Genomic DNA, 26994 nt, shown 5'->3' with positions numbered 1-26994 from the left:
AGTCCTCTGGATTGATCGGGGGTTTTCTTTTGCCTCAAGGAAAGCGTCGACTGTGCTGACGCTATCGCCGGCAAGCCGGTCTCGCTCTCACACAGTGTCAGTAGCTGTTGGTGCCCATCCGGCACGCAATTTCGAACGCCTGGCGAATCGCCCCGACATTCGCCTTGCCCTGCCCCGCGATATCAAACGCGGTGCCGTGTGCCGGGGTGGTAATCGGAATCGGCAAACCGCCCTGTACCGTCACCCCACGGGAGAAGCCCATCAACTTGATCGCGATCTGCCCTTGGTCGTGATACATCGTCACCACCGCGTCAAAGGCACTGGCATCGCCCTGCACCTTGAGGAAAATCGTGTCCCCCGGGTACGGCCCTTCCGCCGCAATGCCCAACGCCTGGGCGGATCCCACGGCGGGGCCGATGATGTCCAGCTCTTCGCGACCGAACGAGCCGTTGTCGCCGTTATGCGGGTTCAAGCCACACACGCCGATACGCGGTTTTTCCAGGCCATTGCGCTTGAGCGCGGTGTCGATCAGCTGAATGGCTTCTACCACCCGCGCTTGCGTAAGCATGCCCGGCACTTCAGACAGCGCGACATGGGATGTCACGCGGGAAGTCCAAAGGTTGTCGAGCACGTTGAATTCGCAGAACGGCCCGTGGAAATCCAGTAACTCGGCGAACCAGTGCAGCTCATCGTTATGCGCCATGCCGGCCATGTGCAGCGAGGTCTTGTTCAGCGGACCGAACAGCACGGAGTCGGTGATGCCGGCCTCGGTCAGGCGCAAGGCTTTTTCCAGGGTGTCGAGGCTGTAGCGGCCGCCGATGATGCTGGCTTCGTTGCGCGCGAACTCGCCAATCGTGTCGCCGCGAAAGTCATAGAACAGCGGCGTGTCATCGACAAACGACAGCTGTTCCAGCGATTCCACGCGACGATAAGGAAACTCCGTCCCGGCGATGCGCATGCCACGGCGCATTTCCGCCTCATCGGCAATCAGGATGACATTGGCCTGACTGCGCACCTCGGGCTCGGCGAGCAGACGTGCGATCAGTTCCGGGCCGATGCCTGCGGGATCGCCCAGGACCATCGCGATGGTGGTTTTGTTCATGCTTCACTCCTCAAGGGTTCGGGCCTTGTCCGGTCAATGGCGCAGGGCTCGCAGCGATAGACTTGCTGCGCGTTGCTGTAGAAAAGCCGTTGCTGATCGGCACTGGGAAGATCGGCAACGATGGATTTGAAACCGCTGTAGATGTCGTCGAACGAGCCGCACAGGCTGTCCACGGGAAAGTTGCTGGCGAACATCGCCCGGTCGCTGCCAAACATGGCGATGACTTCGCGCACGATCCAGGCATTGTCTTTGGCCCGCCAGCGTTGACCTCCCTGCCCCAGGCCGGAAATCTTCACCCGCACGTTCGGCCACTGTGCCAGCCGCACCATCGCCAGGCGCCAACCTGCCAGGCCTTCGGCACTGCGGTCGTTGGGCAAACCTGTGTGGTTGAGAATCAGCGTGGTGCCGGGAAAGTCGCGGGCCAGGCGTTCGGCTTCGTGCAGGTTCCACCAGGGCGTCTGCAAATCGAAATGCAGGCCCAGGCCTTCGAGCGCGGCGTAACTGCGGCGCCAGTGTTCGTTGCTCATCAGGCTGCGGGTGTGCCCCACCTGCTCAGGTGTGGTCGGGCCACCGGGTTTGTGGCGCACGCTGCGCACACACTTGAAACTCGCTTGCTCGGTCAGCACCGCCATGGCGTCCGGGTGGTCGAGCCAGGCTTGGGCGACGATGGCGTTCGGCACGCCGTAGCGAGCGGCCAACCCCTCGATGAATCGGGTTTCGCCGATGGGGTCTTGCGGGTTCCATTCGGTCTCGACGTACACCGTTTGCACGACGTTATGGGAGCCGGTATCGGCGAAGTAATCATCGGGAAAATAGCGCCGTTTGATCGCGCTGTAATCACCGTAGCGGAACGGGATGTTGGCCTCGGGCGCGAGCCACGGATGGTCGTTGATCGAGGGGTCCCAGAAATGGTGATGGGCATCTACGATGGGGCCGTTCCACAACTCAGGCATGACGCACCTCATCCAGGCTGATAAACAATGTGGCCAACACGAAGACGGCCGAGCACGCCGCGAAGAAGCCCAGTACCGGCGCAAAGCCACCGGCCATTTGCACAATGATGCCCACCAGAATCGGCACCACAATGCCGCCGGTACTGCCGGCCATGTTCATCACGCCGCCGATCAAACCGACCCGCGCCGGTGCCGCCAGCAACGCCGGGAAGCTCCAGTAGAGGCTGCCCCACATCAGAAAAAACGCGGTCATGGCCAACAACGCCACGGCCGCAAAAGGATCGTTCAGGGTCGGCAGCAACAGGAACGCACCGAGCGCCACCACACCGGAAAACGCCAGCAGGCTCTTGACCGCCACACCCCGGCTTACGCCTTTACGGATCAGACCGTCGCAGAGAAAACCACCGGTCAACGAACCCAGTGCGCCGCAGATGAAAATCACGAACGTCGCCGCGCCAATGCCTTTGATGTCGAAGCCTCGTGCCTGCGCCAAGTAACTCGGGCCCCAGGTCAGCAAGCCGAAATAGACCATCGCCCAACTGGCGCGACCAATCAGCAAACCCGTCAGTGAACGGGCCGCAATCCCCAGCCCCTTGACCGGCGCACGCGCGGCTTCGGCAGCCGGCGTGGCACGCCCGGCGTTGATCTTTTCCAGCTCCTGGCTATTCACTTGCGGATGCGTGGCCGGGTCATCGCGCAGATAACGCCGCGCCACCCAGGCCAGCACCAATGTCGCGATGCCTGCGATCACGAACGCCAGACGCCACGAATCCAGCGAAGCGATCAGATACGCAATGATCAACCCGCCCAGTGCCACTCCCAAGGGGCTGCCACTGTCCATCAGCACCGCGCCGCGACTGCGCTCGCTCGGTGCCAGCCACAGGGAAATCAGCTTGCCCCCCGAAGGAAACAGCGGCGCTTCGGCGGCGCCTAACGCCACCCTGGCAAACAACAATGACAAGCCGCCCGTGGCAAACGCGGCCAGGACCTGAAACGTCCCCCACAACCCTGTGGACCAACTGATCACCCGACGCGGACCAAAACGGTCGATCAACCAGCCGCCGGGAATCTGCAACAGCGCATACGCCCAGAAGAAGCTGCTGAGGATCAGCCCTTGCAGGCTCGGGGTCAGGGAAAACTCATGGGCGATGGTTGGCATCGCAATCGACAGCGACACCCGATCGATCAGGTTGACCATGGTCAACGCAAAGACGATCGCGAAGATCCGCCAGCGCACGCTGCTGGCTTTGGCGGTACCGGTCAGCGAAGTTGCCGCTGCCGGTGATTGCACACCTGCGCCGGGCAGATGCAGGGAAGCACTGGGACGAGCCATGGTGCGTACCTCGGTTTATTATTTTTTTGTGGTGACAACATTGGTAAGCACTATCGAAGGCTCAGTGATAACCGTCTAATCAAAACTTGAAATCAGGCGATAGCCTTGAGTTATGGCATGCCCTGCTTTCAGGCAGCTTTCAATGAGTATCGCCTTTTCGACTTTTCTCGAAAAAGGCTCTGGCGCAAAGCCTTGGGCGATAAACGCCACGTTCAAGGACAAGTGCTATAACCCCAGGCTATCGGTGTATGTATTGTTTTGACTAGACGCGGGGCCGGAGGCTTCCCACACTCAGGGCAGGCTTGCAGCTTTCCCGCTCCGACAAGTCACTCATAACAAATACAAAAACGAGGCCATTCCATCATGCGAAATGCATTCGTCCGTCGCACCTCCCGTCTGTTTCTCGGCTGCACGCTGGTCGCCGCTGGCGCCCTTCCCGCTCTTGCCAATGCCGCCTGGCAGCCGGACAAGAATGTCGAAATCGTCGTCGCGGGTGGCCCCGGTGGCGGTACCGACCAACTCGGTCGCCTGATCCAGTCGATCATCACCACCCACAAGTTTCTCGATGTGAATACCATCGTCCTTAACAAGGGCGGCGGCAATGGCGCCGAAGCTTTTCTCGACCTGAAAATGAACAAGGGCGATCCGGAAAAACTGGTGATCGGCACCAACAACATCTACCTGTTGCCGCTGGTGTCCAAGCTCGGCTACCAATGGCAGGAACTGACGCCCGTGGCCGCCGTGGCCGAAGATGACTTCATTCTCTGGAGCTACAAAGACGCCCCCTGGAAGGACGCCAAAGGCTTCTACGCAGCGGTCAAGGCTGACCCGTCGAACCTGCGCATGGGTGGCAGCCAGTCCAAGGATGTCGACCAGACCCTGACCCTGCTGTTGAACCAGACCAATGACAGCAAACTGGTGTACATCCCGTTCAAGAGCGGCAGTGAAGCCGCGACCCAACTGGCCGGCAAACACATCGCCGCCAACGTCAACAATCCCAGCGAAAGCATCAGCCAATGGCGTGGCGACCAGGTCGAGCCGCTCTGCGTCTTCAGTAAGGAGCGCATGAGCTACACCGAGAAGGTCGCCGGTGATAAATCCTGGGCGGACGTGCCGACCTGCCACGAACAAGGCCTGGGCATCGATCAGTACCGCTTCCCGCGCACCGTGTTCATGCCAGGCGATGTCACCGCCGAGCAGCGCGCGTTCTACGTCGAGCTGATGCGCAAAGTCACCGAGACGCCGGAGTTCAAGGCTTACGTCAAACAGAACGCGCTGGTGCCGACCTTCCTCGAAGGCGAGCCGCTGACCGCCTACATTGAGAAAGACACCGCCCGCGTAACGCCGGTGTTCAAAGAAGCCGGCTGGCTGAAAAACTGAGTTGCCTACGGCCGTCCGCACGCGCGCGGCCGTCACCTCTGGAGGTGTTTTGATGTCCCATTCTACGGATTCACCGGCACTGGTCGGCACCCGCTGGGTCGAACTCGGTCTGACACTCTTCACCACGCTGATCGGCGCGGTGGTGATGTTCGGCAGCGTCGAACAAGGTATCGGCTGGGGCGATTCCGGCCCCGAGCCGGGTTACTTCCCCTTTTATATTGGCCTGCTGTTAAGTGCCGCCAGTGTCGGCAACGGCGTATTGACCCTCGTGCGCTGGCAAGCCCTGAGCGTTTCCTTCGTCAGCCGCAGCGCCTTCAAACAGGTGATGTCGGTGTTCATCCCGATTGCGCTGTTTGTCGGCGCCATGCCCTTCACCGGTATCTACGTGGCCTCGGCCTGTTTCATCGCCTGGTTCATGTGGCGTGACAAGGCCCGCGTCAAACCCTACGGCAAGTGGATGATTGGTACGGTATCGCTTGGCGCCGTGCTCGCCAGCTACCTGATTTTCGCGCTGTGGTTCAAGGTCCCGCTGGATGCCGGCCCGATGGGCGACTGGATTGCCCTGGCCGGGAGAAATTTCAAATGAGCGAGTTCGATTCCCTGCTGCAAGGCATGAACCTGATCCTGACCCCGGGCCATATCGGCCTGATGGTGATCGGCGTGCTGCTGGGCATTCTGGTCGGCGTGCTGCCTGGCCTCGGCGCCCCCAATGGCGTGGCGTTGCTGCTGCCGCTGACGTTCACCATGTCGCCGGTGTCGGCGATCATTCTGCTGTCGTGCATGTATTGGGGCGCGCTGTTCGGCGGCTCGATCACCTCGATTCTGTTCAACATCCCCGGTGAGCCCTCATCGGTGGCGACGACGTTCGACGGCTACCCGATGGCGCGCGAAGGTCGCGCCGCCGAGGCGCTGACGGCCGCCTTCAGTTCGGCACTGATTGGCGCGCTGGCCGGGGTATTGTTGCTGACGTTTCTGTCGACAAAAATTGCCGCGTTCGCCATGTCATTCAGTTCGCCGGAGTTCTTCGCGGTGTACCTGTTGGCGTTCTGTACCTTCATCGGCATGAGCAAGAACCCACCGCTGAAAACCGTGGTGGCGATGATGATTGGCTTTGCCATGGCGGCGGTCGGCATGGACACGGTCTCGGGCAACCTGCGCCTGACCTTCGACCAGCCGATCTTGATGACCGGTATCAGCTTCGAAGTGGCGGTGATCGGCCTGTTCGGCATCGGCGAAATCCTCTGCACCGTCGAGGAAGGCCTGGTGTTTCGCGGCGAACATGCACGCATCACACCGATGGTGATCCTGCGCACCTGGGCCAAGTTGCCGCGTTACTGGTGGACGATTGTGCGCAGCACGCTGGTCGGTTGCTGGATGGGTATCACCCCCGGCGGCCCGACTGCGGCCTCGTTCATGAGCTACAGCCTGGCGCGGCGTTTCTCGAAGAACCGCGAGAACTTCGGCAAGGGTGAACTGGAAGGCGTGATCGCTCCGGAAACCGCCGACCACGCTGCCGGTACCAGCGCCTTGCTGCCGATGCTGACCCTGGGCATTCCCGGCTCGGCAACGGCGGCGGTGATGCTTGGCGGCCTGATGATCTGGGGTCTGCACCCTGGCCCGACGCTGTTCGTCGAGCAGCATGATTTTGTCTGGGGCCTGATCGCCAGCATGTACTTGGGCAACGTCGTCAGCCTGATCGTGGTGTTGGCCACTGTGCCGCTGTTTGCCTCGATCCTGCGCATTCCGTTCTCGATCATTGCGCCGATCATCATCATGGTCTGCGCCATCGGTGCCTACTCGGTGCACAACTCGTTCTTCGACGTGGTGCTGATGCTGGGCTTCGGCGCGCTGGGTTATCTGTTCAAGAAACTCGGCTACCCGATTGCACCGCTGGTATTGGCGGCGGTGTTGGGCGACAAAGCTGAAGACGCGTTCCGGCAGTCGATGCTGTTCTCCGACGGCCATTTGGGGATCTTCTGGTCGAACCCGCTGGTGGGCAGCCTGACCACGGCGGCGCTGCTGATGTTGTTTTGGCCGCTGATTTCCAAGGCACTGGGAACCCTGATGGGCCTGCGTAAACCCCACGTCGGCAAAACCAAATCGGTGCTGTGACACGGCAACGCTGGCAACGCCTGACATTTGTTGTCAGGCTTGCCGCAGACTTTCTTGCGAGCCACGGCCCATGACCCGAATTCCTGCTGCCAATGTGATCCACAGTCGACTGCGTCTGCGCCAACTGCGGCTGATGCTGGCATTACAGGAATTCGGCTCGTTGCGCCGCGCCGCCGACCACATCGGCATGACCCAACCGGCGGCGACCAAAATGCTCCACGAAGCCGAGGACTTGCTCGGTGTCGAACTCTTCGAACGCCTGCCTCGAGGCATGCGCGCTACCCCGTTCGGGGAAACCGCCATTTACTACGCGCGCATGGTGTTCGCCGAACTCAGCGGCATGCGTGAAGAACTGGTGGCTCTGGAATCCGGCAACCTCGGCCGGGTCGCGGTCGGTGCGATTCCGGCACTGGCTTCGGGGCTGCTGACCCGCACCATCGCAACGTTGAAACAAAGCCATCCCCGGTTGTCCATGAGCATTCAGGTCGACACCAGCGACGTGTTGGTGCAAGCGCTGTTGCAAGATCAACTGGATATCGTGCTGGGGCGGATTCCGGTCGGTGCGCGGGCTGAAGAGTTGCTGTTTGACAGCCTCGGTGAAGAAGCCCTGTGCGTGATCGCCGGTGCGAAAAATCCACTGGCGCAGGAGAAGCAACTGAGCTGGGCGGAACTGCAGCATATGACCTGGGTTTTGCAACAACATCCAAGCCCGATGCGCGCCATCATCAATCAGGTGTTCCACAACGCGCGGGTCGACATCCCCAACAGCATCGTCGAAACCACCTCGATCATGACCCTGCTTTCACTGGTGCAGCAGACCGACATGCTCGGCGTCACCCCGGTGTCGGTGGTGGAAGACTATCCAGGGCGGGATTTGCTGGCCATCTTGCCGATCAAGTTCGAAGCGCGGCTGCCCCCCTATGGACTGATCACCCGGCGCCATCGCATTCAATCGTCGGCGATGCAGGCGTTCATGAATTCGGTGCGGGCAGAGCATGCGTTGGCCAAATAATCAGGTCCGGAGCACTGATTCCCGCACGTGATGGGGTAACGCGCCGACTACAGCCAGCGGGTGACATGGATTGCAATGACTTGGACAAAGGGCCAGTAACGACAGCCAGACAAATGCTGCTTACGCTGAGTGAAAGGGAATCACCCGCGTTGGGGGACATGGAATGCAAGAGATCACATGCCAAGGGAACGGACGTGTCTGCGGTATCAGTTGTATCGATCAAGGGCTAGGACGCTGGCAGGCCTCAAAACTGCTCAACTGCAACACGAGCTTGAGCTGGTTGGGCCAACAGATCTCGATTTGTCGAAAGTGCGATTTGAAGCGATCAACGCGCAGGCACTGAAAGCCTGGGAGCTTTGGCAAGATCCACACTTTGCATGGAATGAAGTGGTTGGATGGAAATCGAGTGAGCCTTTGGCTCTGGACCTGGCCATCTGGTTTGATGAACGACTGTGCGGACTGTGTTTCGCAAATCCCAACAACAGTCGGCAAAGAATCCGCATCGTGCGATTGGAGGGATTGCCCAGAGAGGCTCATCCTCTAAAAAAACGTATTGCACCGTTGGCCATTTTGGTCGTTGAACAGTACGCCAAAATTATTGGCAGCAAGTTCATCGAAGTACAGGAGCCGTTGAAAGGTGCAATTTCTATCTACCAACAATTCGGCTTTTACTTCGATGCAGAGCGTCGACTTGTCAAAGCCGTAGGGAGCCTAGTATCTTGAAAATTGTTCAATATGTAGCCAATAACGGAGGGAAGATGGGTAAAGTAATTAAGAAATCCCCCACAAGAAAACGCTCATCCACACCTGAAAGAAAACAGGGTGCTGTAGTGCTGACAGCCAGTGAGCGCCGAATTCTGCAGCTAATTGCAACGGGCATCGAAGGCGAAGAACCTAGCCTGCTCGCCGGGAGTCCGTAAAGTCGGCGATAAAAAACCGCTCCAAGGAGCGGTTTGTCATTTCTTGACGAGTTTCACCCAAACAACCAATACCCCAACAACGCCAGCACCACCACCGCCAACACCGGCCGCATCACGCGGTAAGCCTTGGGATGACGACGCTTCCACTGTTTAACCACCCCACTGACCTTGTCGCTGGAGTTCTTGCTCAAGGCATACGCCCGATTAATCCCGCCGACGCGTTCATCATCAAGGTTTTGAGTGGCTGTGGCGCGACCCAGAAAACCGCTGATGCTGCGGTTGATGTGGGTCAAGACGCGGCTGCTCAATGGGCGTTCGATGTCACAAAACAGGATTACCCGGGTCTGTTCGGTTTCGTTCTTGACCCAGTGCACGTAGGTCTCATCGAACATTACGTCTTCACCATCGCGCCAGGCGTATACCTGCCCGTCAACAAAGATGCGGCAATCATCGGAGTTGGGGGTCGACAACCCCAAATGATAACGAAGTGAACCGCCAAACGGATCACGATGCGGATTGAGGTGGCTGCCACCCGGCAGTAACGCGAACATCGCCCCTTTGACATTGGGAATGCTGCTCACCAGCGCCACGGTTTTAGGGCATAGGGCTACTGCCGAAGGCAGTGGCTTGTCGTACCATTTGAGGTAAAAACGCTTCCAGCCTTTCTTGAAAAACGAACCGAATCCGGCGTCGTTGTTCCTCTCGGCAGCGCGGATATATCCCTCGTCGAACAAGTGCATGGCTTCGTCGCGGATGACTTGCCAATTGTCCTTGAGCACGTCCAGTTCCGGAAACTTGCTGCGGTCCAGATAGGGTTTGGACGGCACCCCGGAGAACAGGTACATCAAGGCGTTATAGGGGGCGAACAATGCCGAGTGATTGACGAACTGCCGCAAAACCGGCAATCGCGCCTTGCCACGCAAATGGACAAAGAGTGTGCTGCCGAGAAACAGCAGCAACAACGACGCTTTCGCGGCAATGGTAAAGCTCATCTACGACTCCTTGAGAATAGCTTCATCGCTCAGCACCCTTTATCCGAAGTGGCAGCCGGCGATCACCCACATGCCCGCCCCAGGGAAAATCAGTGCGAAACAACACTCAGCAATAATTACGCAACAAGGCAATTATTAGCACAAGGAACCTGAATGGGGACTGACCTGATCAATCCCGCCAACTCATTTATAGACGCTTAACCTGCTATAGACGCTTAACCTGCGGCGCGCTTATTGCTGATTTTCCTGTTCGGTAAACAGATCGCTGAACAGCATGCTCGACAGGTAGCGTTCGCCGGAGTCCGGTAGGATCACCACGATTGTCTTGCCCTGCATTTCCGGGGTTTCTGCCAAGCGAACAGCAACAGCCATGGCCGCGCCACACGAAATACCGCACAAAATCCCTTCTTCCTGCATCAAGCGCAGGGCCATGGCCTTGGACTCGTCGTCGGTGACCAACTCAACCCGATCAACCATCGACAGATCCAGATTCTCAGGCACAAAACCGGCACCGATGCCTTGAATCTTGTGCGGGCTCGGTTTGATCTCCTCGCCGGCGAGGGCCTGGGTAATCACCGGTGAACCCGCAGGCTCAACGGCCACCGAGATAATCGGTTTACCTTGGGTGTTCTTGATATACCGCGAAACACCGGTAATGGTTCCACCTGTTCCGACCCCTGCCACCAACACATCGACGGCGCCGTCGGTATCGTTCCAGATTTCCGGACCGGTGGTTTTTTCGTGGATGGCCGGGTTGGCCGGGTTGTCGAACTGCGAAGGCATGAAGTACTTGGCCGGGTCGCTGGCAACGATGTCGCCGGCTTTTTCAATCGCGCCTTTCATGCCCTTGGCCGGCTCGGTCAAGACCAGTTCGGCGCCCAGGGCCTTGAGCACCTTGCGTCGTTCGATACTCATGGACGCCGGCATGGTCAGCATCAACGTGTAACCACGGGCTGCGGCGACAAATGCCAGGCCGATTCCGGTATTGCCTGAGGTCGGTTCGACGATGGTCATGCCAGGCTTGAGTTTGCCGCTGCTTTCGGCGTCCCAGATCATGTTCGCGCCGATCCGGCATTTGACTGAATAACCGGGGTTGCGCCCTTCGATCTTGGCCAGGATGGTCACGCCGCGCGGGGCGATGCGGTTGATCTGCACCAACGGCGTATTGCCGATGGAGTGGGCGTTGTCAGCGAAGATACGGCTCATGTCTGGGTCCTTAACTGCAGCATGGAATTAGCGCATCAAGGTAAGCCTCTTGCCCTTGGTCGTCCAGTCAGGTCGAACGTCCGGTTGTCAGCGCAGTCAATCGCTTTACATCGCCAGAGATTTACCACCATGAAACGTCGATACAGTTGGCCCCTGTGGACGCTCGCCGGCCTCGTTGTGCTGCTGATCACCCTGCACTTCGCCCTGCCCTATATGGTGCGCGACTATTTGAACGACAGACTGGCTGACATGGGTGATTACCGTGGCCAGATCACCGATGTGGACCTGGCCCTGTGGCGCGGCGCTTACAAAATCAACGGATTGAAAATCGTCAAGGTCGACGGCAAGGTCCCGGTGCCTTTCGTCAATGCACCGCTGATCGACCTTTCCGTCAGCTGGCATTCACTCTGGCACGACCATGCGGTGGTCGCCCAGGTGCAGTTCTTCAACCCCGAGGTGAACTTCGTTGACGGCGGCGCCAATAAAAAGAACTCACAAACCGGTGAGGGCACCGACTGGCGTGCGCAATTGGGCAAATTATTACCCGTTACCTTGGACGAAGTGCAGATCCACGACGGCAAACTCAGTTTTCGCAACTTCAATTCCAAGCCTCCCGTGAATATGAACGCCACTGAGGTCAATGCCAGCATTTACAACCTGACCAATGTGGTCGACAAACAAGGCAAGCGTGACGCTCGCTTCGAAGGCAAGGCCCTGCTGCTCGGGCACGCACCGCTGGAAACCACGGCGACGTTCGATCCACTGAGTAATTTCGAAGACTTTGAATTTCGTATGCGCGCCAAAGGCATTGAACTCAAGCGCATGAACGACTTCGCCTCGGCCTATGGCAAGTTCGACTTCAACGCAGGCCACGGCGACGTGGTCATTGAAGCGCAAGCCAAAAAAGCCCAATTGACCGGCTACATCAAACCGCTGCTCAAAGACGTCGACGTGTTCAACTGGCGACAGGATGTGGAAAACAAGGACAAAGGGATTTTCCGATCCATTTGGGAGGCCATCGTCGGAGGCTCTGAAACCGTTCTGAAAAACCAGGGTAAAAACCAGTTCGCAACCCGAGTGGAACTCAAAGGTAACGTGCATCGCCAGGATATCAGCGCGTTCCAGGCGTTTTTGCAGATTTTACGCAACGGTTTTATCAAGGCGTTCAACGCCCAGTATGAGCGGCCGAAGCCGGAGGCCGGTTAGGGTTTGCGTGTGACGGTATAGCGACCGGTTTCCTCAGCTGCCCGTGAAGATGTCGATTGCTGTTGCAAAAAATCCCAGCCCAGGCAGGCCAGTGCCAATGATCGCGGCACCACTTCACGACCACTGCTGTAGCGGCTGATACTGCGGGCGCTGACACCAAGCGCCTCAGCCGCCTGATTGAGTGACAAGCCGGTGCGTGCGCGCCATTCAATGAACATACGAGTGTTTTCGTCGGATGCGTTTTGTGCGAGTGCATCCAGATACAGGGTGTCTGCCCCGATTTGAATGTCCAGCTCAGGCCACTCAACGCTCCAGCCATCATCGCCTAGACACACACTGGTGAACGCCTCCGGCGCCAGCAATGGTTGTAATCCTGGATAAGCGTGCAGGTCACGGCTCAAATCGAGCGTTAACTGCTGACCATCGATAAAAGTCAGCGCCAGACGGTTGTCTGGCAACGACTGAACGGCCGACAGCCGTGGTCGTTTCATGGGTAACATCGTTTCCAATCCTCCAACAATTGCACTTGATGGGCCCTGACCCATTCCCGCGCTTCCTTGATAATCAGCGGCGGCGCCTTCCCGACCATCACTTCGACGGTTTCCAGGCAGAGCATCACATCGAGCCCGCCACCGGTCAGGTGAACATGGGGTGGCGGATGATCCTTCTCGCGCAATTGAATGCGGTACGTATCACGAAATCGATATTTAGTAGACGTGCCCCGCACGATATCGCCAAAATGGCGATAGCTCAATACTGGCCAGCAGCCGAGACCGAGTCAAGATGTGACGCCCCATTCAGAGACTGAATAAGCCGTCTGCGTTCACAGTCGACCGGGCAGCGCGGTATAGTCGGGCATCACCACTATTGCGCCCCGCCCTGCCTCGTTCAGGTCGGCGTTACCGTTCGAGGATTAGCAGATGAAGTTCGAAGGCACCCATGCCTACGTCGCCACCGATGACCTGAAGCTGGCGGTCAACGCCGCCATTACCCTGGAGCGTCCACTGCTGGTCAAGGGCGAGCCGGGCACAGGCAAAACCATGTTGGCCGAGCAACTGGCCGAGTCACTCGGCGCCAAGTTGATCACCTGGCACATCAAGTCCACCACCAAGGCGCATCAGGGCCTGTACGAGTACGACGCGGTCAGCCGCCTGCGCGACTCGCAACTGGGCACGGAAAAGGTCCACGACGTTCGTAACTACCTGAAAAAGGGCAAGCTCTGGGAAGCCTTCGAATCCGAAGAGCGGGTGATTCTGCTGATCGACGAGATCGACAAGGCTGACATCGAATTCCCGAATGACTTGCTGCAAGAACTCGACAAGATGGAGTTCTACGTTTACGAGATCGACGAGACCATCAAGGCCAAGAAGCGACCGATCATCATCATTACCTCCAACAACGAGAAAGAGCTGCCGGACGCCTTCCTGCGTCGCTGCTTCTTCCACTACATCGCCTTCCCGGACCGCACCACGATGCAAAAGATCGTCGACGTGCACTACCCGGACATCAAGAAAGACCTGGTCAGCGAAGCGCTGGACGTGTTCTTTGATGTGCGCAAAGTGCCGGGGCTGAAGAAAAAGCCATCGACGTCCGAACTGGTGGACTGGCTCAAGCTGCTGATGGCCGACAACATTGGCGAAGCGGTACTGCGCGAACGCGATCCGACCAAGGCCATTCCGCCGCTGGCCGGCGCGCTGGTAAAGAACGAACAGGACGTGCAGCTGCTTGAGCGCCTGGCGTTCATGAGCCGTCGCGGCACCCGCTAAGAGGCTGATGCCATGTTGCTCAACCTGTTCAATGAAATGCGCGCCGCCAAGGTGCCAGTCTCGGTGCGTGAGCTGCTGGACCTGATCAACGCGCTGAAACAGCGTGTAACCTTCGCCGACATGGACGAGTTCTATTACTTGTCCCGGGCGATTCTGGTGAAGGACGAAAAGCATTTCGACAAGTTTGACCGGGCGTTCGGGGCTTACTTCAATGGTCTGGAAAAACTCGACGATCACCTTCAGGCACTGATTCCCGAAGACTGGCTGCGCAAGGAGTTCGAGCGCTCGCTGACCGACGAGGAACGGGCCGCGATCCAGTCCCTTGGTGGCTTGGACAAACTGATCGAAGAGTTCAAGAAACGCCTAGAAGAACAGAAAGAACGCCATGCCGGTGGTAACAAATGGATCGGCACCGGCGGCACCAGCCCGTTCGGCTCCGGCGGCTTCAACCCGGAAGGCATTCGGGTCGGCGATGCCGGAAAACGTCAGGGTAAAGCGGTCAAGGTCTGGGATCAGCGCGAGTACAAGAACCTCGACGATTCGGTGGAATTGGGCACGCGCAACATCAAGGTGGCCCTGCGTCGGTTGCGCAAATTTGCCCGTCAGGGCGCCGCGGAAGAGCTGGACATCGATGGCACCATCGACCACACCGCCAAAGACGCCGGGCTGCTGAATATCCAGATGCGACCGGAGCGGCGTAACACCGTCAAGTTGTTGCTGCTGTTCGACATCGGCGGCTCGATGGACGCCCATGTGAAGATTTGCGAGGAGCTGTTTTCGGCCTGCAAGACCGAGTTCAAGCACCTTGAGTACTTCTACTTTCACAACTTCATTTATGAATCGGTGTGGAAGAACAACATGCGTCGCACCTCCGAGCGCACATCAACCCAGGACCTGCTGCACAAGTACGGCGCCGACTACAAAGTGATCTTCATCGGTGACGCCGCCATGGCGCCTTATGAAATCACCCAGGCAGGCGGCAGCGTCGAGCACTGGAACGAAGAAGCAGGGTATGTGTGGATGCAGCGGTTCCGGGAGAAGTACAAGAAGCTCATCTGGATTAACCCGTATCCGAAAGATACGTGGGGCTACACGTCGTCGACCAATATTGTGCGGGACTTGATTGATGATCAGATGTATCCGCTGACCCTTCGGGGGTTGGAGGAAGGGATGCGGTTTCTTTCCAAGTAATCTTTGTTGTCAGTGCTCGCGAAGCTTTTAGCTTTTCAGGAATCGATGTAGATACTCGACTTGCTGCCGATGCGCCACCTCCTGCACCACCGGCCGCAACCGCACCTTCGCCCCCGGCAAGCACTGCGCAAGCCGCGCTAGAGCCAGCGGCGTCAACGCTCCCAATCGCGGGTACCCGCCAATGGTCTGTCGATCATTGAGCAACACAATCGGCTGCCCGTCCGGCGGCACCTGCACCGCGCCGAGGGGGATGCCTTCGGAAATCATCGGTTTTCCCTGGTACTGCAACGCCGTGCCCAGCAGGCGAATGCCCATCCGGTCGGCGCGGCTGTCGAGGGTCCACACACGGTTGAACGCGTCGAACAGACTCTGCCCGCTGAACTCGCCGATCTGTGCGCCCAGCACCAGATCCAGCGGCGAATTGTCGGTGACATCCGGTCGATGCTGCGCCGGTAACTCCCGCAGCAGGAGCAACGCACTACCGGCATAGCTCAGCTGCGCACCTTTGGCCAAAGCCCGCCCCCGGCCATCCAGGCCGCCAAGCTCCTCACGGACCACGGTCGAACGGCTGCCCAACACGCTTGGCGCCTCAAACCCGCCCGGCGCGGCGAGATAAGCCCGAGCCCCTCGCTTGGGCTGGGTAAATTGCAATCGCTGACCTTTTTGCAGCCTGAAACTGCGCCATGGCACCAGTGCCTCGCCCTCCACCGTCGCCCCTAGATCGGCCCCGGCCAGCGCCAGTACGCAATCCTCTTCGGCCATTACCGCGAACCCACCGAGAGTGATTTCGATCACCGGCGCATTCAGGTCATTGCCCAGTAGCCAGTTGGCCCAAGACATTGAACGCCAATCCAGCCCGCCCCCCTGCGTCACGCCCAGATGGCGCACGCCAAAGCGACCGGCGTCCTGCATCAGGCACAGAGGCGTACTCGCCTCTATTGATAAGCGGCTCATGCCTGCGCCTCCAATGGTGTGTCGTCACCGCCCAGATGAATGAACTCGGCATGGCTGACAGCTTCAAAGCGCACCGTGTCGCCCGGTTGCATGAGGCTGTAGCCGTCACGCTCGCGGTCAAACAGTTTGGCCGGCGTGCGGCCGATCAGGTTCCAGCCGCCGGGGGATACCACCGGATAGGCCGCCGTCTGCCGTTCGGCGATGCCGACACTGCCGGCCGCGACTTTTTTGCGCGGGGTGTCCAATCGGGGCGCGGCGAGCACTTCTTCGACCAATCCCATGAAGGCGAAACCCGGTGCGAAACCCAAGGCGAACACCTGATATTCGCGCCCGCTGTGACGTCGGATCACCTCCTCCATCGACAGCCCGCTGCGCTGCGACAACAGGCTCAGTTCCGGGCCGACACTCACGTCATACCAGACCGGCAGCACATGACATTTGCCGCCAGTGCGGGTGTTAGGTGACAGGTCGATCAGCGCTTGGGTGATCAATTCCCGAGCCTGAGTCGGGCTTAGCGCGGTCAAATCGTAATGCACCATCAACGTCGTGTAAGACGGCACCAGATCGATGAGATGCACGCCGAACGCAGCCCGCAAGTTTTCGCTGGCCGCCAGCATCCACGGCATGTTGGATTCGCTGATCTCATCGAACAGACGCACCATCAGGCAATCCAGCGCCACCACCTCTACCCGCAGCTTCATGATGCGCGCTGCTGATCAAGGGCTTCGCGGATCCGTTGCACAGCGGCAACCGAACTGGCGTTGTCGCCATGCACGCAAAGGGTGTTGGCCTGCAAGTACAATGCGCTGCCGTCGCTGGCAGTGAGGGCGTCGCCACGGGCAATGGTCAGCGCCTGCTCAATGACTTGTTTGGGATCATGATGCACAGCGCCCGGCAATTGTCGCGAAACCAACAGACCCGCGCTGTTGTAAGCGCGGTCGGCGAAGGCTTCGAACCACAAGGTCACGCCATATTCATCGCCAAGAAGCTGCGCGGCGCTGTTGTCGCGAGTCGCCATCAACATCAACGGCAGGCTCCGGTCGTACGCCGCCACGGCCTGAAGCACCGCACGCAATTGCGCCGGGTTGGCCATCATGTCGTTGTACATCGCGCCGTGGGGTTTGACGTAGCTGACGCGGCCGCCCTGAGCGCGGCAAATGCCATCGAGGGCGCCGATCTGGTAATGCAGGATGTCCTGGAGTTCCTGGGCGGTATACGCCATCGAGCGCCGGCCGAAACCGACCAGATCCTGATAGGCCGGGTGCGCGCCGATCTGCACACCGTTGCTCAGCGCCAGGCTGACGGTCTTGCGCATGATGCCCGGGTCGCCGGCGTGGAAGCCGCAGGCGATGTTGGCGCAATCAATATAGGGCATGATTTCGGCGTCCAGACCCATGGTCCAGTTGCCGAAACTCTCGCCGATGTCGCAGTTCAATAGCAGGCGGCTCACGGAGAACACTCCTGTAGGTTCTATTCTTTTCAGAGGCAGGCAGATTACTGCGCATCCAGTTGTTTGCCACGGGTTTCCGGCAGGCTCAGCGCCGCGAGGATCACCACCCCGTAGGACACTGCCGCAAACGCCCCGATGCCGACACTCAATGGCACCTTTTGGCTAAGCAAACCGATCAACAGCGGAAACAGAGCCGCCAGCGCCCGCCCGATGTTGTAGCAAAACCCCTGGCCCGAACCGCGAATCCGTGTCGGAAACAACTCGGTCAAAAACGCGCCCATGCCGCTGAAAATACCCGAGGCGAAGAAGCCCAGCGGGAAACCCAGCCACAGCATCACGCCATTGCTGACCGGCAATTGGGTGTAGAGCAATACGATGGTGAATGAGCCGACCGCGAACAGGATGAAGTTCTTCTTGCGCCCGAGAATGTCAGTCAAATAGGCGCTGATGACGTATCCGACGTAGGAACCGACGATCACCATCGCCAGATAACCACCCGTGCCGAGTACGCTCAACCCCCGCTCGTTCTTCAGAAACGTCGGCAACCAGGAGGTAATCGCGTAGTAACCGCCCAGTGCGCCAGTGGTCAGCACCGATGCGCGAATCGTGGTGAAGAGGATGCCGGGGGCAAAAATCTCGTAGAACTTCGCCGGGTTACTCGGTTCCTGTTTGGCCTTGGCTTCGCGGTAGATTTCCGGGTCCTTCACCAGGCGACGAACGAAGATCACAAAAATTGCCGGCACGATGCCGAGAATGAACAGTGCACGCCAGGCGTCTTCCGGCGGCAAAAACGAAAACAGCAGCGCATACAGAATCGCCGTCAGCCCCCACCCCAGCGCCCAGCCCGATTGCACCATGCCCACCGCTTTTCCACGGTCCTTGGCACGAATCACTTCGCCCATCAGCACTGCGCCGGCGGTCCATTCACCGCCGAAACCGAAGCCCATCAGGGTGCGGCTGATCAGCAACTGCTCGTAGTTTTGCGCGAAACCGCAGAGGAAGGTGAAGAAGGCGAACCACAACACGGTCAGTTGCAAGGTGCGCACGCGACCGATGCGGTCGGAGAGAATCCCCGCCACCCAACCGCCGATGGCCGAGGCGATCAGGGTGCTGGTGTGAATCAGCCCGGCTTCGCCGGTGGTAATGCCCCACATCGCAATCAGGGTCGGCACCACGAAGCTGAGCATCTGGGTGTCCATGCCGTCCAGGCCATAGCCGATCTTGCAGCTCCAGAAGGTGCGGCGTTCCTGCTGATTGATGTTGCGGTACCAATCGAAAGGCCCCGGGCGAGCCGTTGTTTTGGGGATGTCGAGCGTGTCGGGCGCACTCATGGCAAATCTCCGCGCTAGTTTTTATTGGTATTGTTCTGAGCCCCGACGACGCCTATCGTGGGAACCGGATGTGCCGATTTTTGGGTTCCCGGCCCTGCTGCGTCCAACTAATAAAAACCGGGCTTAGGCATAAGAAAAAGTTGATCCCATGAATCTGAAGTTTCTCGAAACCTTTGTCTGGGTCGCCCGACTCAAGAGTTTTCGCCTGACCGCCGACAAACTCTTCACCACCCAAGCCTCGATTTCCAGCCGCATCGCCGTGCTCGAAAGTGAACTGGGGGTGAAGCTGTTTCTGCGCGATTCACGCGGCGTCAGCCTCACGCCCGAAGGCCTGAAAGTGCTCGACTATGCCGAGCAGATGATGGACACCATGCAGGCGCTCAAACAGTCGATCGAGACCCGTTCGAGCAAGGCCGGTCGGGTGCGGATCGGCGTGATGGACACGGTGATCCACACCTGGCTGAGCCCGCTGGTGGCGCAGATGACGGATCTCTATCCGTTGGTGGAAATCGAACTGGTGGCCGATACCTCGCTCAACCTCTGCGATCAGCTGCAAAAAGGCTTTCTCGATCTGATCCTGCAAACTGACCTGATGCGCCAGGAAAGCGTGCGCAGCCTTGAGCTGGCCAGTCATCCCATGGGCTGGATCGCAGCGAGTAATTCGCTCTACAACCGTGAGTATTCGGGCATCGCCGATCTGGCGCGCGAGCGGGTCATTACTTACTCGAAAAACTCCCATCCGCATCAGGAGGTGCTCGCTCTGATGCAGGCCCATGGCGTGATGACGCCACGCCTGAACTGCGTGAACTCGGTGTCGGCGATTACCCGATTGTTGCGCGATGGTTTCGGCATTGGTGCGCTGCCGCCGGTGCTGGTGGCCGAGGAACTGGCGCGCGGTGAACTGATTCTGCTGGCCATCGACCAACGGCCACCGGATTTGCAAGTGGTGGTGTCGTGGCGCACGGGCGTCGAGTGGGTCGAGGAGATTGTGGCGTTGTGTCAGCACGTCGTGGAGCGCTACGCGCAGAAAGTGGGCGAGCACTACATCGTTTTGAGCAAACCCTTGGCCAGAATCTGAAGGACACTTTCTGCAACGTAAATATAAATTACTATCATTTGCATAATATTTCCCAAAAGGTATTCTCTGCGCGCTTTCAGCTAATCAACTGTCCAGAAGGAGTCGGACTAGATGCGCGCCTACACGCAAAAACAGCAGCTATTGCTCGCTCACTGGAGCGAAGCCCTTGGAACTCAGGCTTTCCAGTCCCACCGAATCACCCTTGACCATTTGAGCAATGCGCTGGAGCCCGCCGCCCAGCGCTGCTTCCAACGCCTGATCCAGGCGCTGTTTCGTGAAGGCCTGATCAACCCCGACACACTCCCCCACAAAATCCTGCTGCCCAGCGAATTGCTCTCGCCAGTCGATTCGTCTGGGGCATCTGGCAACGCGCCCTGCTGCCGCTGGCTTATGCCCTGATCGCCAACACCTTATCCACTTACACGTTTCTGGCTGGTGGCGCTGACCTACGCCGTAGCCGCTATAGGGATCCGCTGCGTGCGGTCATTCAACGCCACACCTGACCGCTCAACCTTGCCTGCTCACACTTATCACAACTCAAAAAAGTCCTCATCATGACCCGAATCAAACTCCCCCTGCTGATCCCGTTGCTCGGTACCTTCAGCGCCCAGTCCTGGGCCGAAGATACCGAGCAGCAGCCCGGCACTTTGAACATGCAAGCCACCGTCGTCTCCGCGACTCGCAGCGAAGCGACCATCGCCTCGATTCCAGGTTCGGTCCTGGTGATCAACGAACAGCAGATCCGTGAGCAGAGCGGCGCGGGTCGCCGGATTTCCGACATCCTCGGGCAATTGGTCCCCGGTCTTGCACCGTCCAGCGGCGGGATGAGCAACTTCGGCCAGACCCTGCGCGGGCGCAACATGCTGGTATTGATCGACGGCGTATCGCAGAACGCCACACGCGACAACTTCCGCCAGCTCAACAGCGTCACCCCGGCCAGCGTCGAACGCATCGAAGTGGTCTCCGGCGCCAGCAGCCTCTACGGTGCCGGCGCTTCAGGCGGCATCATCAATATCATCACCAAGCGCAATCAGGGTCAGGACATTGCCTACAGCAGCAAACTGGGCCTGACCACCGGCAATAACCTCAATAGCAAAGGCTTTGCCTACGAAACTTTTCAGAGCGCGACCGGGCGCAAGGATGCCCTGGACTGGTACGTCTCCGCCGACCTGATCCAGCGCAACGATATGTACGATGGCAACGGCAACCGCATCCCTCAGGACACCTCTCAGGGCAGCAGCATGGACACCGAAACCTATGACTTGCAAGGTCGTTTCGGTTACGAACTGGATGCCGATAAAAAACTCAGTCTGTCGCTGCAGGACTACAAGGATCAGCAGGACACGGGTTACACCAAAGACCCGAAAAACCTGCAGCAAGCCGTGGCAGTCAAGGGATTGAAACTTGATGACCAACCCTATACCCACAACCAGGCAGTCAACCTCAACTACACCGACGCCGACTTCTACGGTCAAGGCCTGCAATTGGAAAGTTACTGGCGCCGCGCCGATGCACTGTTTTTCCCGGACCTGTCACGGGGCAAGGCCGGGATCTCCGATAACAACAGCGTGCAGGATGTCTACGGCCTGCGCGCAGCCATCGACACGCCGCTGCCGGCCATCGGCAGTGCCACTGGCAACCTGGTCTGGGGTGCCGACTATGATAATGAGCGCTCCCGCCAACGAGGTGATCAATACACGCTCAATGGTCTGACCTACACCAAGACCGGCACCACCTACGAGCTGGGCCCGGACATCGAAACCACCACCAAATCGCTGTTCGGGCAGATGTCATGGGACATCGGTGACTGGACCGTGCGTGGCGGTGTACGCCGTGAATGGATCGAAAGCGACGTTTCCGACAGCATCGCTTATGGTGAGATCGTCCAGACCGGCGTACGCGCAACGCTGCCCGGCGACACCCTCAAATACGATGACACACTGTACAACCTGGGCGCGGTCTACCACCTGAGTGATAGTCAGGACGTATTCGCCAATTTCAGCCAGGGGTTTTCGCTGCCGGATATCCAGCGCTTCATGCGTGACGTCAGCAGCACCTTCGACATCCAGAGCCTCAACGCCCAGGCCATCAAGGTCAACAGTTACGAGGTGGGCTGGCGTGGTGACTGGGACCAGTGGCAGGCCGACGTCACCGTGTATGAAAACACCTCGGACGTGACCCAGTTCTACGATGCCAATGATCGCGTATTACGCCTGATCAATCAGAAAGAGCGCGTTCGCGGCATCGAAAACAACCTGACCTACCGCGTGACTGATCAGTGGTCGGTGGGGGGTACTTACGCCTGGGCCAAAGGCGAGACCGAGCAGAACGGTAAATGGATCGATCTGCCGGCCACGCGCATTTCACCGGCCAAGACCACGCTGTTCGTCGGCTATATCGAAGAGGATTACAACCTGCGCCTGCAAGGCATGCATTTGTCCAGTTATGACGCCGCCTACAAGGACAACAACGGACGCGACATCGACGGTTATACGCTGGTGGACCTGCTCGGCTCCGTGCAACTGCCGGTCGGTCGTCTTGAAGGCGGGGTGTTTAACCTGACGAATCGCACGTACGTAAACCTGTTCACCCAGGCCAACGCCAGAATGCCGTTCGCCAACGCCGAAGGCCGCACGTTGAGCATGAGCTACTCGGTCGACTGGTAAAACAGGTGCCGGCTTGCCAGCGATGCGATCTGCCGGACATAGGTGTCGCGGCAATCGCCGGCAAACCGGCTGCAGGGTTACAGGCCGCGCACATCCCGGTCTTCGATCGGCCGGCTCTGGCGCAGGCGTTTGCCGCCCAACACCACCCAGTCGATCAAGCGGAACAGGCATTCGATGCCGAACGACAACAGCATCGCGCCGCTCATGCCCCAGATCATCGCTTGCGGCGTCAGCAGGATCTGGTAGCTGTAGCCATTCCAGGTTTCCTTGCGGATGTCCGGGTCGGCGGCCAGCACCACTTGCAGGAAGCGGATGTACCAAGGGCCCTGCATGGCCTGGAATTGCTTGTCCAGCGCCAGCTGACGGGTCAGCAGGTTGCTCAGGCTGTCGGCATCGCTGCGAAAGATCGGGTCGTCACTGGCACGGTAGTGGGCGACCAGCGCCTGCATGTCGCCCTTGAAAAACTGATTGGCCGTGCCCTGAAAACCGCTCAAACCCGTCTGCGCCTCGATCAGGTGCGCCTCGACGCGCTTGGCGTAATCATTGATAAATCCCGGCACCTGTACACCGATCAACAGGCCCGCCGCAAATAACACCAGCCGTAGATAACTCAGCAACATCAGGGGGGAGATCCTTATTCGGTCTTGCCCTGGCTGACGCATTCGCCGCGCCGCCAGAGGCTCCATTGGCCCGGTTCGTAGCGGGTCCAGGTTTCGTTTTCAGTCAGGGGTTCAGTGGCAATTACTGTCACCACGTCGTTGGGCGTGGTTTCGGCCTGGAAGTCGACGATCACATCGACATCCTTCAAGCGCGCAGGGCCGAAAGGCGCCCGACGGGTGATCTGGGCCAATTTGGTCGAGCAATAGCAGAACAGCCAGTCACCGTCGCTGAGCAGGCAGTTGAACACGCCTTTGCTACGGTATTCGGCGCAGGCCGCCACCAGATCGGGCAGCAATTGCTCCACCTCGACCGGTTCCGGGAACCCCGCGCGCACGCGATTGAGCAGATCGCAGAACGCCGCCTCGCTGTCGGTGTCACCCACGGGGCGATAGAAACTGGCAGTCGGTTGAAAGTCAGCGAGTTGGCCGTTATGGGCGAAACACCAGTTGCGCCCCCACAGTTCGCGCACGAACGGGTGGGTATTGGACAGGCAGACCTTGCCGACATTGGCCTGGCGGATGTGCCCGATCACCACTTCGCTTTTGATTGGATAGCGCTGCACCAGGTTTGCGACTTCAGACTCGCTGCTGGCGGCCGGGTCCTGAAACAGGCGCAGGCCACGGCCTTCATAGAACGCGATCCCCCAGCCGTCACGGTGCGGGCCGGTACGGCCGCCGCGCTGCATCAGCCCGGTGAAGCTGAACACGATGTCGGTCGGCACATTGGCGCTCATGCCCAATAACTCACACATGTTCGGACTCTCGATGAAAAGGCAGGGGCAAAGTTACAAACGCGGCTCGACCCGCAATCGCTGTGGATTGCTCGGAACCGGCGGACGACCGTAACGATCATCGCCGGCACCGCCGAAAAAATGATCCTCTTCAGGCTCGTCGGCTTTGGCGGCAGCCTTGGCGGCGGCCGCTTGTTCCTTGCGGGCATTGGCGGCGCGCTCGATGGGGATGCGGATCGCCACCATGACCAGATAAAGACCAAAGGCGATCATGCCGTACATGAGCAGATCGGAAATCGCCCGCCATGCGTTATTGCCTACCTTGAACAACAGGTCGAGCGCCGTGATGGCGATGGCCGGTGCGACTTTATCCTTCACCGGATCGATGATCGTCGGGCTGAACAGCAACACGGCCACCAGCAGCCGCAGCGGCTCGCGTAGCCAGCGCCACATCCAGTGGGTCAGGCGCATCCACACCAACAGGCAGCCCAAAGCGGCAAAGGCGTAGAGGCCCCAAGCGATCAGATAGTCGTTCTCGGTCATGGTGTCCATGGCAAGGCAGGCAAAGAGGCGCTTATAGTAACGACTTTTCGCACATCAGGCTTGTCCCAATGCCTGTCGGTCAAGGCACAGAACCTGTGGGAGCGAGCTTGCTCGCGATGAGGTCATCAGATTCAGCATCTGTGTTGACTGTCATACCGCCATCGCGAGCAAGCTCGCTCCCACAGGTTTTGCATTCGATCTTGATCTGGCAGCAGCCTGCCAAACCCCTATTTCGTACATTGCACGAGAGCCATCCATGCCCTTATCCGCCAACGTTTCCGACGCGCCCATTGCCCACAAGGCCGAAGGCGATGACCCGTATGCCTGGCTGCAGGAGCGCGACACCGACGCGGTGCTTGACTACCTCAAGGCTGAAAACAGCTATCAAGCGGCGCAAACCGCCGATCAGGCAGGCTTGCGCGAGACCCTGTTCGAAGAGATCAAGGGCCGGATTCTCGAAACCGACTTGTCGCTGCCCTCCCCTTGGGGTCCGTACCTGTATTACACGCGGACCACCGCCGGTGACGAATACGCCCGGCACTACCGCTGCCCGCGCCCGGCCGATGACAGCCTGCAGCTCGACGAAAGCCACGAGCAACTGCTGCTGGACCCGAATGAACTGGCCAACGGCGGCTTTTTTTCCCTGGGCGCATTCAGCATCAGCCCGGACCACCAGCGTCTGGCCTACAGCATCGATGCCAGCGGCGACGAGATCTACACGCTGTTCGTGAAGGAATTGTCCGACGGTCGCGTCAGCGAACTGGAATTCCAGGACTGTGACGGCAGCATGACCTGGGCCAATGACAGCCTGACGCTGTTTTTCGGCGAGCTGGACGACACCCATCGCCCGCACAAACTGTTCCGTTACCGGCTGGATGGCACGGCCGCCGAAGAAGTGTTCCATGAGCCGGACGGACGATTCTTCCTGCATTGCTACCGCTCAAGCTCCGAACTGCAACTGTTGCTGTCCCTTGGCAGCAAGACCACCAGTGAAGTCTGGGTGCTTGACGCCTCCCTGCCGCATCAGGCCTTCACGTGCCTGGCGCCACGGGTTGAAGACCATGAATACGACGTCGACCACGGCGCCCTCGACGGCGAATGGACCTGGTTCATTCGCACCAACCGCGACGGCATCAACTTTGCCCTGTACAGCGCTGTCGACACCGGCGTGGCGCCCACCGAAGCCGACTGGAAAAACCTCATCCCCCACAGCGACACCGTGATGATCGATGGCATGAGCCTGAACACCGGCGCCATGACCCTGAGCCTGCGCGAAGGCGGCTTGCCGATCATCGAGGTTCACTCACAAGGCCAGTCGCCTTATCGGGTGCAATTGCCGGATGCGGCCTACAGCCTGCACGTCCAGAACAGCCTGGAGTTCGTCAGCGACAGGATCCGCCTGCGCTACGAGGCGCTGAACCGTCCGGCGCAAATTCGCCAGCTTGAACTGCAGAGCGGCGAGCAGAAAGTGCTCAAGCAAACCCCGGTGCTCGGCCCGTTTGATGCCGACGCCTACGTCAGCCAGCGCTTGTGGGCAACCGCACCGGACGGTACCCGGGTGCCGATCAGCCTGGTGGTCAAACGCGAACATCTGGGCCAACCCGTGCCACTGTACCTTTACGGTTATGGCGCCTATGGCGAAAGCCTCGACCCGTGGTTCTCCCACGCCCGCCTGAGCCTGCTGGATCGCGGCATGGCCTTCGCCATCGCCCACGTGCGTGGCGGCGGTGAATTGGGCGAAGCCTGGTATCGGGCCGGCAAGCAGGAACACAAGCACAACACGTTCAGCGACTTCATTGCCTGCGCTGAACACTTGATTGCCAACGGCTTCACCACTGCGCCGCAACTGGCGATCAGCGGAGGCAGTGCCGGTGGTTTGCTGATTGGCGCGGTGCTCAATCAGCGGCCGGAGTTGTTCGGGGCGGCGATTGCCGAAGTGCCGTTCGTCGACATGCTCAACACCATGCTCGACCCGGACCTGCCCCTGACCGTCACGGAATACGACGAATGGGGCAACCCGCAAGAGCCGGACGTTTATGACCGAATCAAGGCCTACGCCCCGTACGAAAACGTTACCGCGCAAGCCTACCCGGCAACGCTGGTGATTGCCGGCTACAACGACAGCCGCGTGCAGTACTGGGAAGCGGCCAAGTGGGTAGCGAAATTGCGCGCGACCAAAACCGACAGCCATCTTCTGCTGCTCAAGACTGAATTGGGCGCCGGGCATGGCGGGATGAGCGGTCGTTATCAAGGATTGCGTGACGTAGCACTCGAATACGCATTTTTGTTCAAGGTTTTGGGCATTGCCTGAGGAACTTGGCGCGGGGTTCCGGTCTTAACACCAGACCCCGGCTCCCACAGGGTTTTGTGGTGACATCAAATTCGACCCAGCAACAGACACAAGAATGA

At 59.2% G+C, this 26994-nt stretch carries 26 protein-coding genes and 2 pseudogenes; 14 read left to right on the top strand and 14 right to left on the bottom strand.

Features of this window, described 5'->3' with window-relative positions:
• Positions 1-97 precede the first annotated feature (97 nt).
• The 3 genes from J2Y56_RS08510 to J2Y56_RS08500 are packed head-to-tail and all read right to left on the bottom strand — an operon-like array spanning position 98 to position 3388.
• The gene (locus J2Y56_RS08510) at positions 98-1102 is read right to left on the bottom strand and encodes a 4-hydroxythreonine-4-phosphate dehydrogenase PdxA (RefSeq protein WP_150780888.1); all 1005 of its coding nucleotides are present in this window, start codon (positions 1100-1102) and stop codon (positions 98-100) included.
• Positions 1099-2055 carry an amidohydrolase gene (locus J2Y56_RS08505; protein WP_007946806.1) on the bottom strand — a complete coding sequence of 319 codons (957 nt, stop codon included), beginning with the start codon at positions 2053-2055 and terminating at the stop codon, positions 1099-1101. Before J2Y56_RS08505 ends, J2Y56_RS08510 begins: the two co-directional genes overlap by 4 nt.
• On the bottom strand, positions 2048-3388 hold the full coding sequence (locus J2Y56_RS08500; RefSeq protein ID WP_310333926.1) for an MFS transporter: 1341 nt from the start codon (positions 3386-3388) through the stop codon (positions 2048-2050). Before J2Y56_RS08500 ends, J2Y56_RS08505 begins: the two co-directional genes overlap by 8 nt.
• 363 nt (positions 3389-3751) lie before the next feature.
• Here J2Y56_RS08500 and J2Y56_RS08495 point away from each other — a divergent pair, with 363 nt between their 5' ends.
• The 6 genes from J2Y56_RS08495 (at position 3752) to J2Y56_RS08470 (ending at position 8812) form a co-directional block, all read left to right on the top strand.
• Positions 3752-4768: a tripartite tricarboxylate transporter substrate binding protein gene (locus J2Y56_RS08495; RefSeq protein ID WP_007946803.1), complete on the top strand. Its 1017-nt coding sequence runs from the start codon at positions 3752-3754 to the stop codon at positions 4766-4768.
• A 52-nt stretch (positions 4769-4820) separates the two neighbouring features.
• The gene (locus J2Y56_RS08490; protein WP_007946801.1) at positions 4821-5354 is read left to right on the top strand and encodes a tripartite tricarboxylate transporter TctB family protein; all 534 of its coding nucleotides are present in this window, start codon (positions 4821-4823) and stop codon (positions 5352-5354) included.
• Positions 5351-6880, top strand: coding sequence for a tripartite tricarboxylate transporter permease (locus J2Y56_RS08485; protein WP_150780892.1), 1530 nt, complete (start codon positions 5351-5353; stop codon positions 6878-6880). The genes J2Y56_RS08490 and J2Y56_RS08485 overlap by 4 nt, the downstream gene beginning before the upstream one ends.
• A gap of 70 nt (positions 6881-6950) precedes the next feature.
• A complete protein-coding gene (locus J2Y56_RS08480; RefSeq protein WP_007946799.1) occupies positions 6951-7892 on the top strand; it encodes a LysR family transcriptional regulator in 942 nt (313 codons plus the stop codon).
• A 177-nt stretch (positions 7893-8069) separates the two neighbouring features.
• The gene (locus tag J2Y56_RS08475) at positions 8070-8615 is read left to right on the top strand and encodes a hypothetical protein (protein WP_007946798.1); all 546 of its coding nucleotides are present in this window, start codon (positions 8070-8072) and stop codon (positions 8613-8615) included.
• A complete protein-coding gene (locus J2Y56_RS08470; protein ID WP_310349714.1) occupies positions 8612-8812 on the top strand; it encodes a hypothetical protein in 201 nt (66 codons plus the stop codon). Before J2Y56_RS08475 ends, J2Y56_RS08470 begins: the two co-directional genes overlap by 4 nt.
• Before the next feature lie 53 nt (positions 8813-8865).
• Here J2Y56_RS08470 and J2Y56_RS08465 read toward each other — a convergent pair whose 3' ends face one another.
• Complete coding sequence (locus tag J2Y56_RS08465; protein ID WP_007946796.1) at positions 8866-9804, bottom strand: aspartyl/asparaginyl beta-hydroxylase domain-containing protein; 939 nt, start codon at positions 9802-9804, stop codon at positions 8866-8868.
• Positions 9805-10035: 231 nt separating this feature from the next.
• Positions 10036-11010: a cysteine synthase A gene (gene cysK / locus J2Y56_RS08460; protein ID WP_007946795.1), complete on the bottom strand. Its 975-nt coding sequence runs from the start codon at positions 11008-11010 to the stop codon at positions 10036-10038.
• Positions 11011-11139: 129 nt separating this feature from the next.
• Between cysK and J2Y56_RS08455 the strand changes: the two genes are divergently transcribed.
• Positions 11140-12216: a DUF748 domain-containing protein gene (locus tag J2Y56_RS08455; protein WP_007946794.1), complete on the top strand. Its 1077-nt coding sequence runs from the start codon at positions 11140-11142 to the stop codon at positions 12214-12216.
• Here J2Y56_RS08455 and J2Y56_RS08450 read toward each other — a convergent pair.
• Positions 12213-12716, bottom strand: coding sequence for a DUF2442 domain-containing protein (locus tag J2Y56_RS08450; RefSeq protein WP_310333934.1), 504 nt, complete (start codon positions 12714-12716; stop codon positions 12213-12215). The two genes, J2Y56_RS08455 and J2Y56_RS08450, sit on opposite strands and share 4 nt — an antisense overlap.
• Positions 12704-12970, bottom strand: coding sequence for a DUF4160 domain-containing protein (locus J2Y56_RS08445; protein WP_310349710.1), 267 nt, complete (start codon positions 12968-12970; stop codon positions 12704-12706). Before J2Y56_RS08445 ends, J2Y56_RS08450 begins: the two co-directional genes overlap by 13 nt.
• 166 nt (positions 12971-13136) lie before the next feature.
• Here J2Y56_RS08445 and J2Y56_RS08440 point away from each other — a divergent pair, with 166 nt between their 5' ends.
• Entirely contained in the window at positions 13137-13982 is an 846-nt protein-coding gene (locus J2Y56_RS08440) for a MoxR family ATPase (RefSeq protein ID WP_310349709.1), read from the top strand.
• Positions 13983-13994: 12 nt separating this feature from the next.
• Positions 13995-15173, top strand: a complete 1179-nt coding sequence (locus J2Y56_RS08435) for a VWA domain-containing protein (protein WP_007946791.1) — start codon at positions 13995-13997, stop codon at positions 15171-15173.
• Between the two features lie 27 nt (positions 15174-15200).
• On the opposite strand, the gene J2Y56_RS08430 is transcribed toward J2Y56_RS08435, so the two are convergent.
• From J2Y56_RS08430 to J2Y56_RS08415, 4 genes are read right to left on the bottom strand one after another with little or no spacing between them, the layout of a single operon-like run.
• Positions 15201-16127 carry a biotin-dependent carboxyltransferase family protein gene (locus J2Y56_RS08430; RefSeq protein WP_007946790.1) on the bottom strand — a complete coding sequence of 309 codons (927 nt, stop codon included), beginning with the start codon at positions 16125-16127 and terminating at the stop codon, positions 15201-15203.
• Complete coding sequence (pxpB, locus tag J2Y56_RS08425; protein ID WP_310349706.1) at positions 16124-16828, bottom strand: 5-oxoprolinase subunit PxpB; 705 nt, start codon at positions 16826-16828, stop codon at positions 16124-16126. Before pxpB ends, J2Y56_RS08430 begins: the two co-directional genes overlap by 4 nt.
• Positions 16825-17577: a 5-oxoprolinase subunit PxpA gene (locus J2Y56_RS08420; protein WP_310349705.1), complete on the bottom strand. Its 753-nt coding sequence runs from the start codon at positions 17575-17577 to the stop codon at positions 16825-16827. Before J2Y56_RS08420 ends, pxpB begins: the two co-directional genes overlap by 4 nt.
• Before the next feature lie 44 nt (positions 17578-17621).
• Positions 17622-18908 (bottom strand): MFS transporter, encoded by a 1287-nt coding sequence (locus tag J2Y56_RS08415; RefSeq protein WP_007946787.1) that lies wholly within the window; start codon positions 18906-18908, stop codon positions 17622-17624.
• A gap of 148 nt (positions 18909-19056) precedes the next feature.
• Here J2Y56_RS08415 and J2Y56_RS08410 point away from each other — a divergent pair, with 148 nt between their 5' ends.
• The 4 genes and pseudogenes from J2Y56_RS08410 to J2Y56_RS08395 all read left to right on the top strand — a co-directional run bounded on the left by J2Y56_RS08410 (position 19057) and on the right by J2Y56_RS08395 (position 22652).
• Positions 19057-19986 (top strand): LysR family transcriptional regulator, encoded by a 930-nt coding sequence (locus J2Y56_RS08410; protein ID WP_310333947.1) that lies wholly within the window; start codon positions 19057-19059, stop codon positions 19984-19986.
• Between the two features lie 111 nt (positions 19987-20097).
• Positions 20098-20286, top strand: a pseudogene (locus J2Y56_RS08405) (hypothetical protein); the annotation flags it as partial.
• A gap of 35 nt (positions 20287-20321) precedes the next feature.
• A pseudogene (locus tag J2Y56_RS08400) lies at positions 20322-20544 on the top strand (MFS transporter); the annotation flags it as partial.
• Positions 20541-22652 carry a TonB-dependent receptor gene (locus J2Y56_RS08395; protein WP_310349701.1) on the top strand — a complete coding sequence of 704 codons (2112 nt, stop codon included), beginning with the start codon at positions 20541-20543 and terminating at the stop codon, positions 22650-22652. The pseudogene J2Y56_RS08400 and the gene J2Y56_RS08395, both read left to right, overlap by 4 nt.
• Positions 22653-22729: 77 nt before the next feature.
• Here J2Y56_RS08395 and J2Y56_RS08390 read toward each other — a convergent pair whose 3' ends face one another.
• From J2Y56_RS08390 to J2Y56_RS08380, 3 genes are read right to left on the bottom strand one after another with little or no spacing between them, the layout of a single operon-like run.
• Positions 22730-23272, bottom strand: a complete 543-nt coding sequence (locus J2Y56_RS08390; RefSeq protein WP_007946782.1) for a DUF2937 family protein — start codon at positions 23270-23272, stop codon at positions 22730-22732.
• 14 nt (positions 23273-23286) lie between these two features.
• Positions 23287-24063: a class II glutamine amidotransferase gene (locus J2Y56_RS08385; RefSeq protein ID WP_007946781.1), complete on the bottom strand. Its 777-nt coding sequence runs from the start codon at positions 24061-24063 to the stop codon at positions 23287-23289.
• A 33-nt stretch (positions 24064-24096) separates the two neighbouring features.
• Complete coding sequence (locus J2Y56_RS08380) at positions 24097-24594, bottom strand: MFS transporter (RefSeq protein ID WP_310333960.1); 498 nt, start codon at positions 24592-24594, stop codon at positions 24097-24099.
• A gap of 247 nt (positions 24595-24841) precedes the next feature.
• Here J2Y56_RS08380 and J2Y56_RS08375 point away from each other — a divergent pair, with 247 nt between their 5' ends.
• Positions 24842-26896, top strand: a complete 2055-nt coding sequence (locus J2Y56_RS08375) for a S9 family peptidase (protein ID WP_310349699.1) — start codon at positions 24842-24844, stop codon at positions 26894-26896.
• Positions 26897-26994: the final 98 nt, after the last annotated feature.

The organism is Pseudomonas sp. BE134 (assembly GCF_031456105.1).
GTDB lineage: Bacteria > Pseudomonadota > Gammaproteobacteria > Pseudomonadales > Pseudomonadaceae > Aquipseudomonas.
Note: the sequence above shows the minus strand (reverse complement) of the source record. Positions and strands in the feature narration are given on the sequence as shown.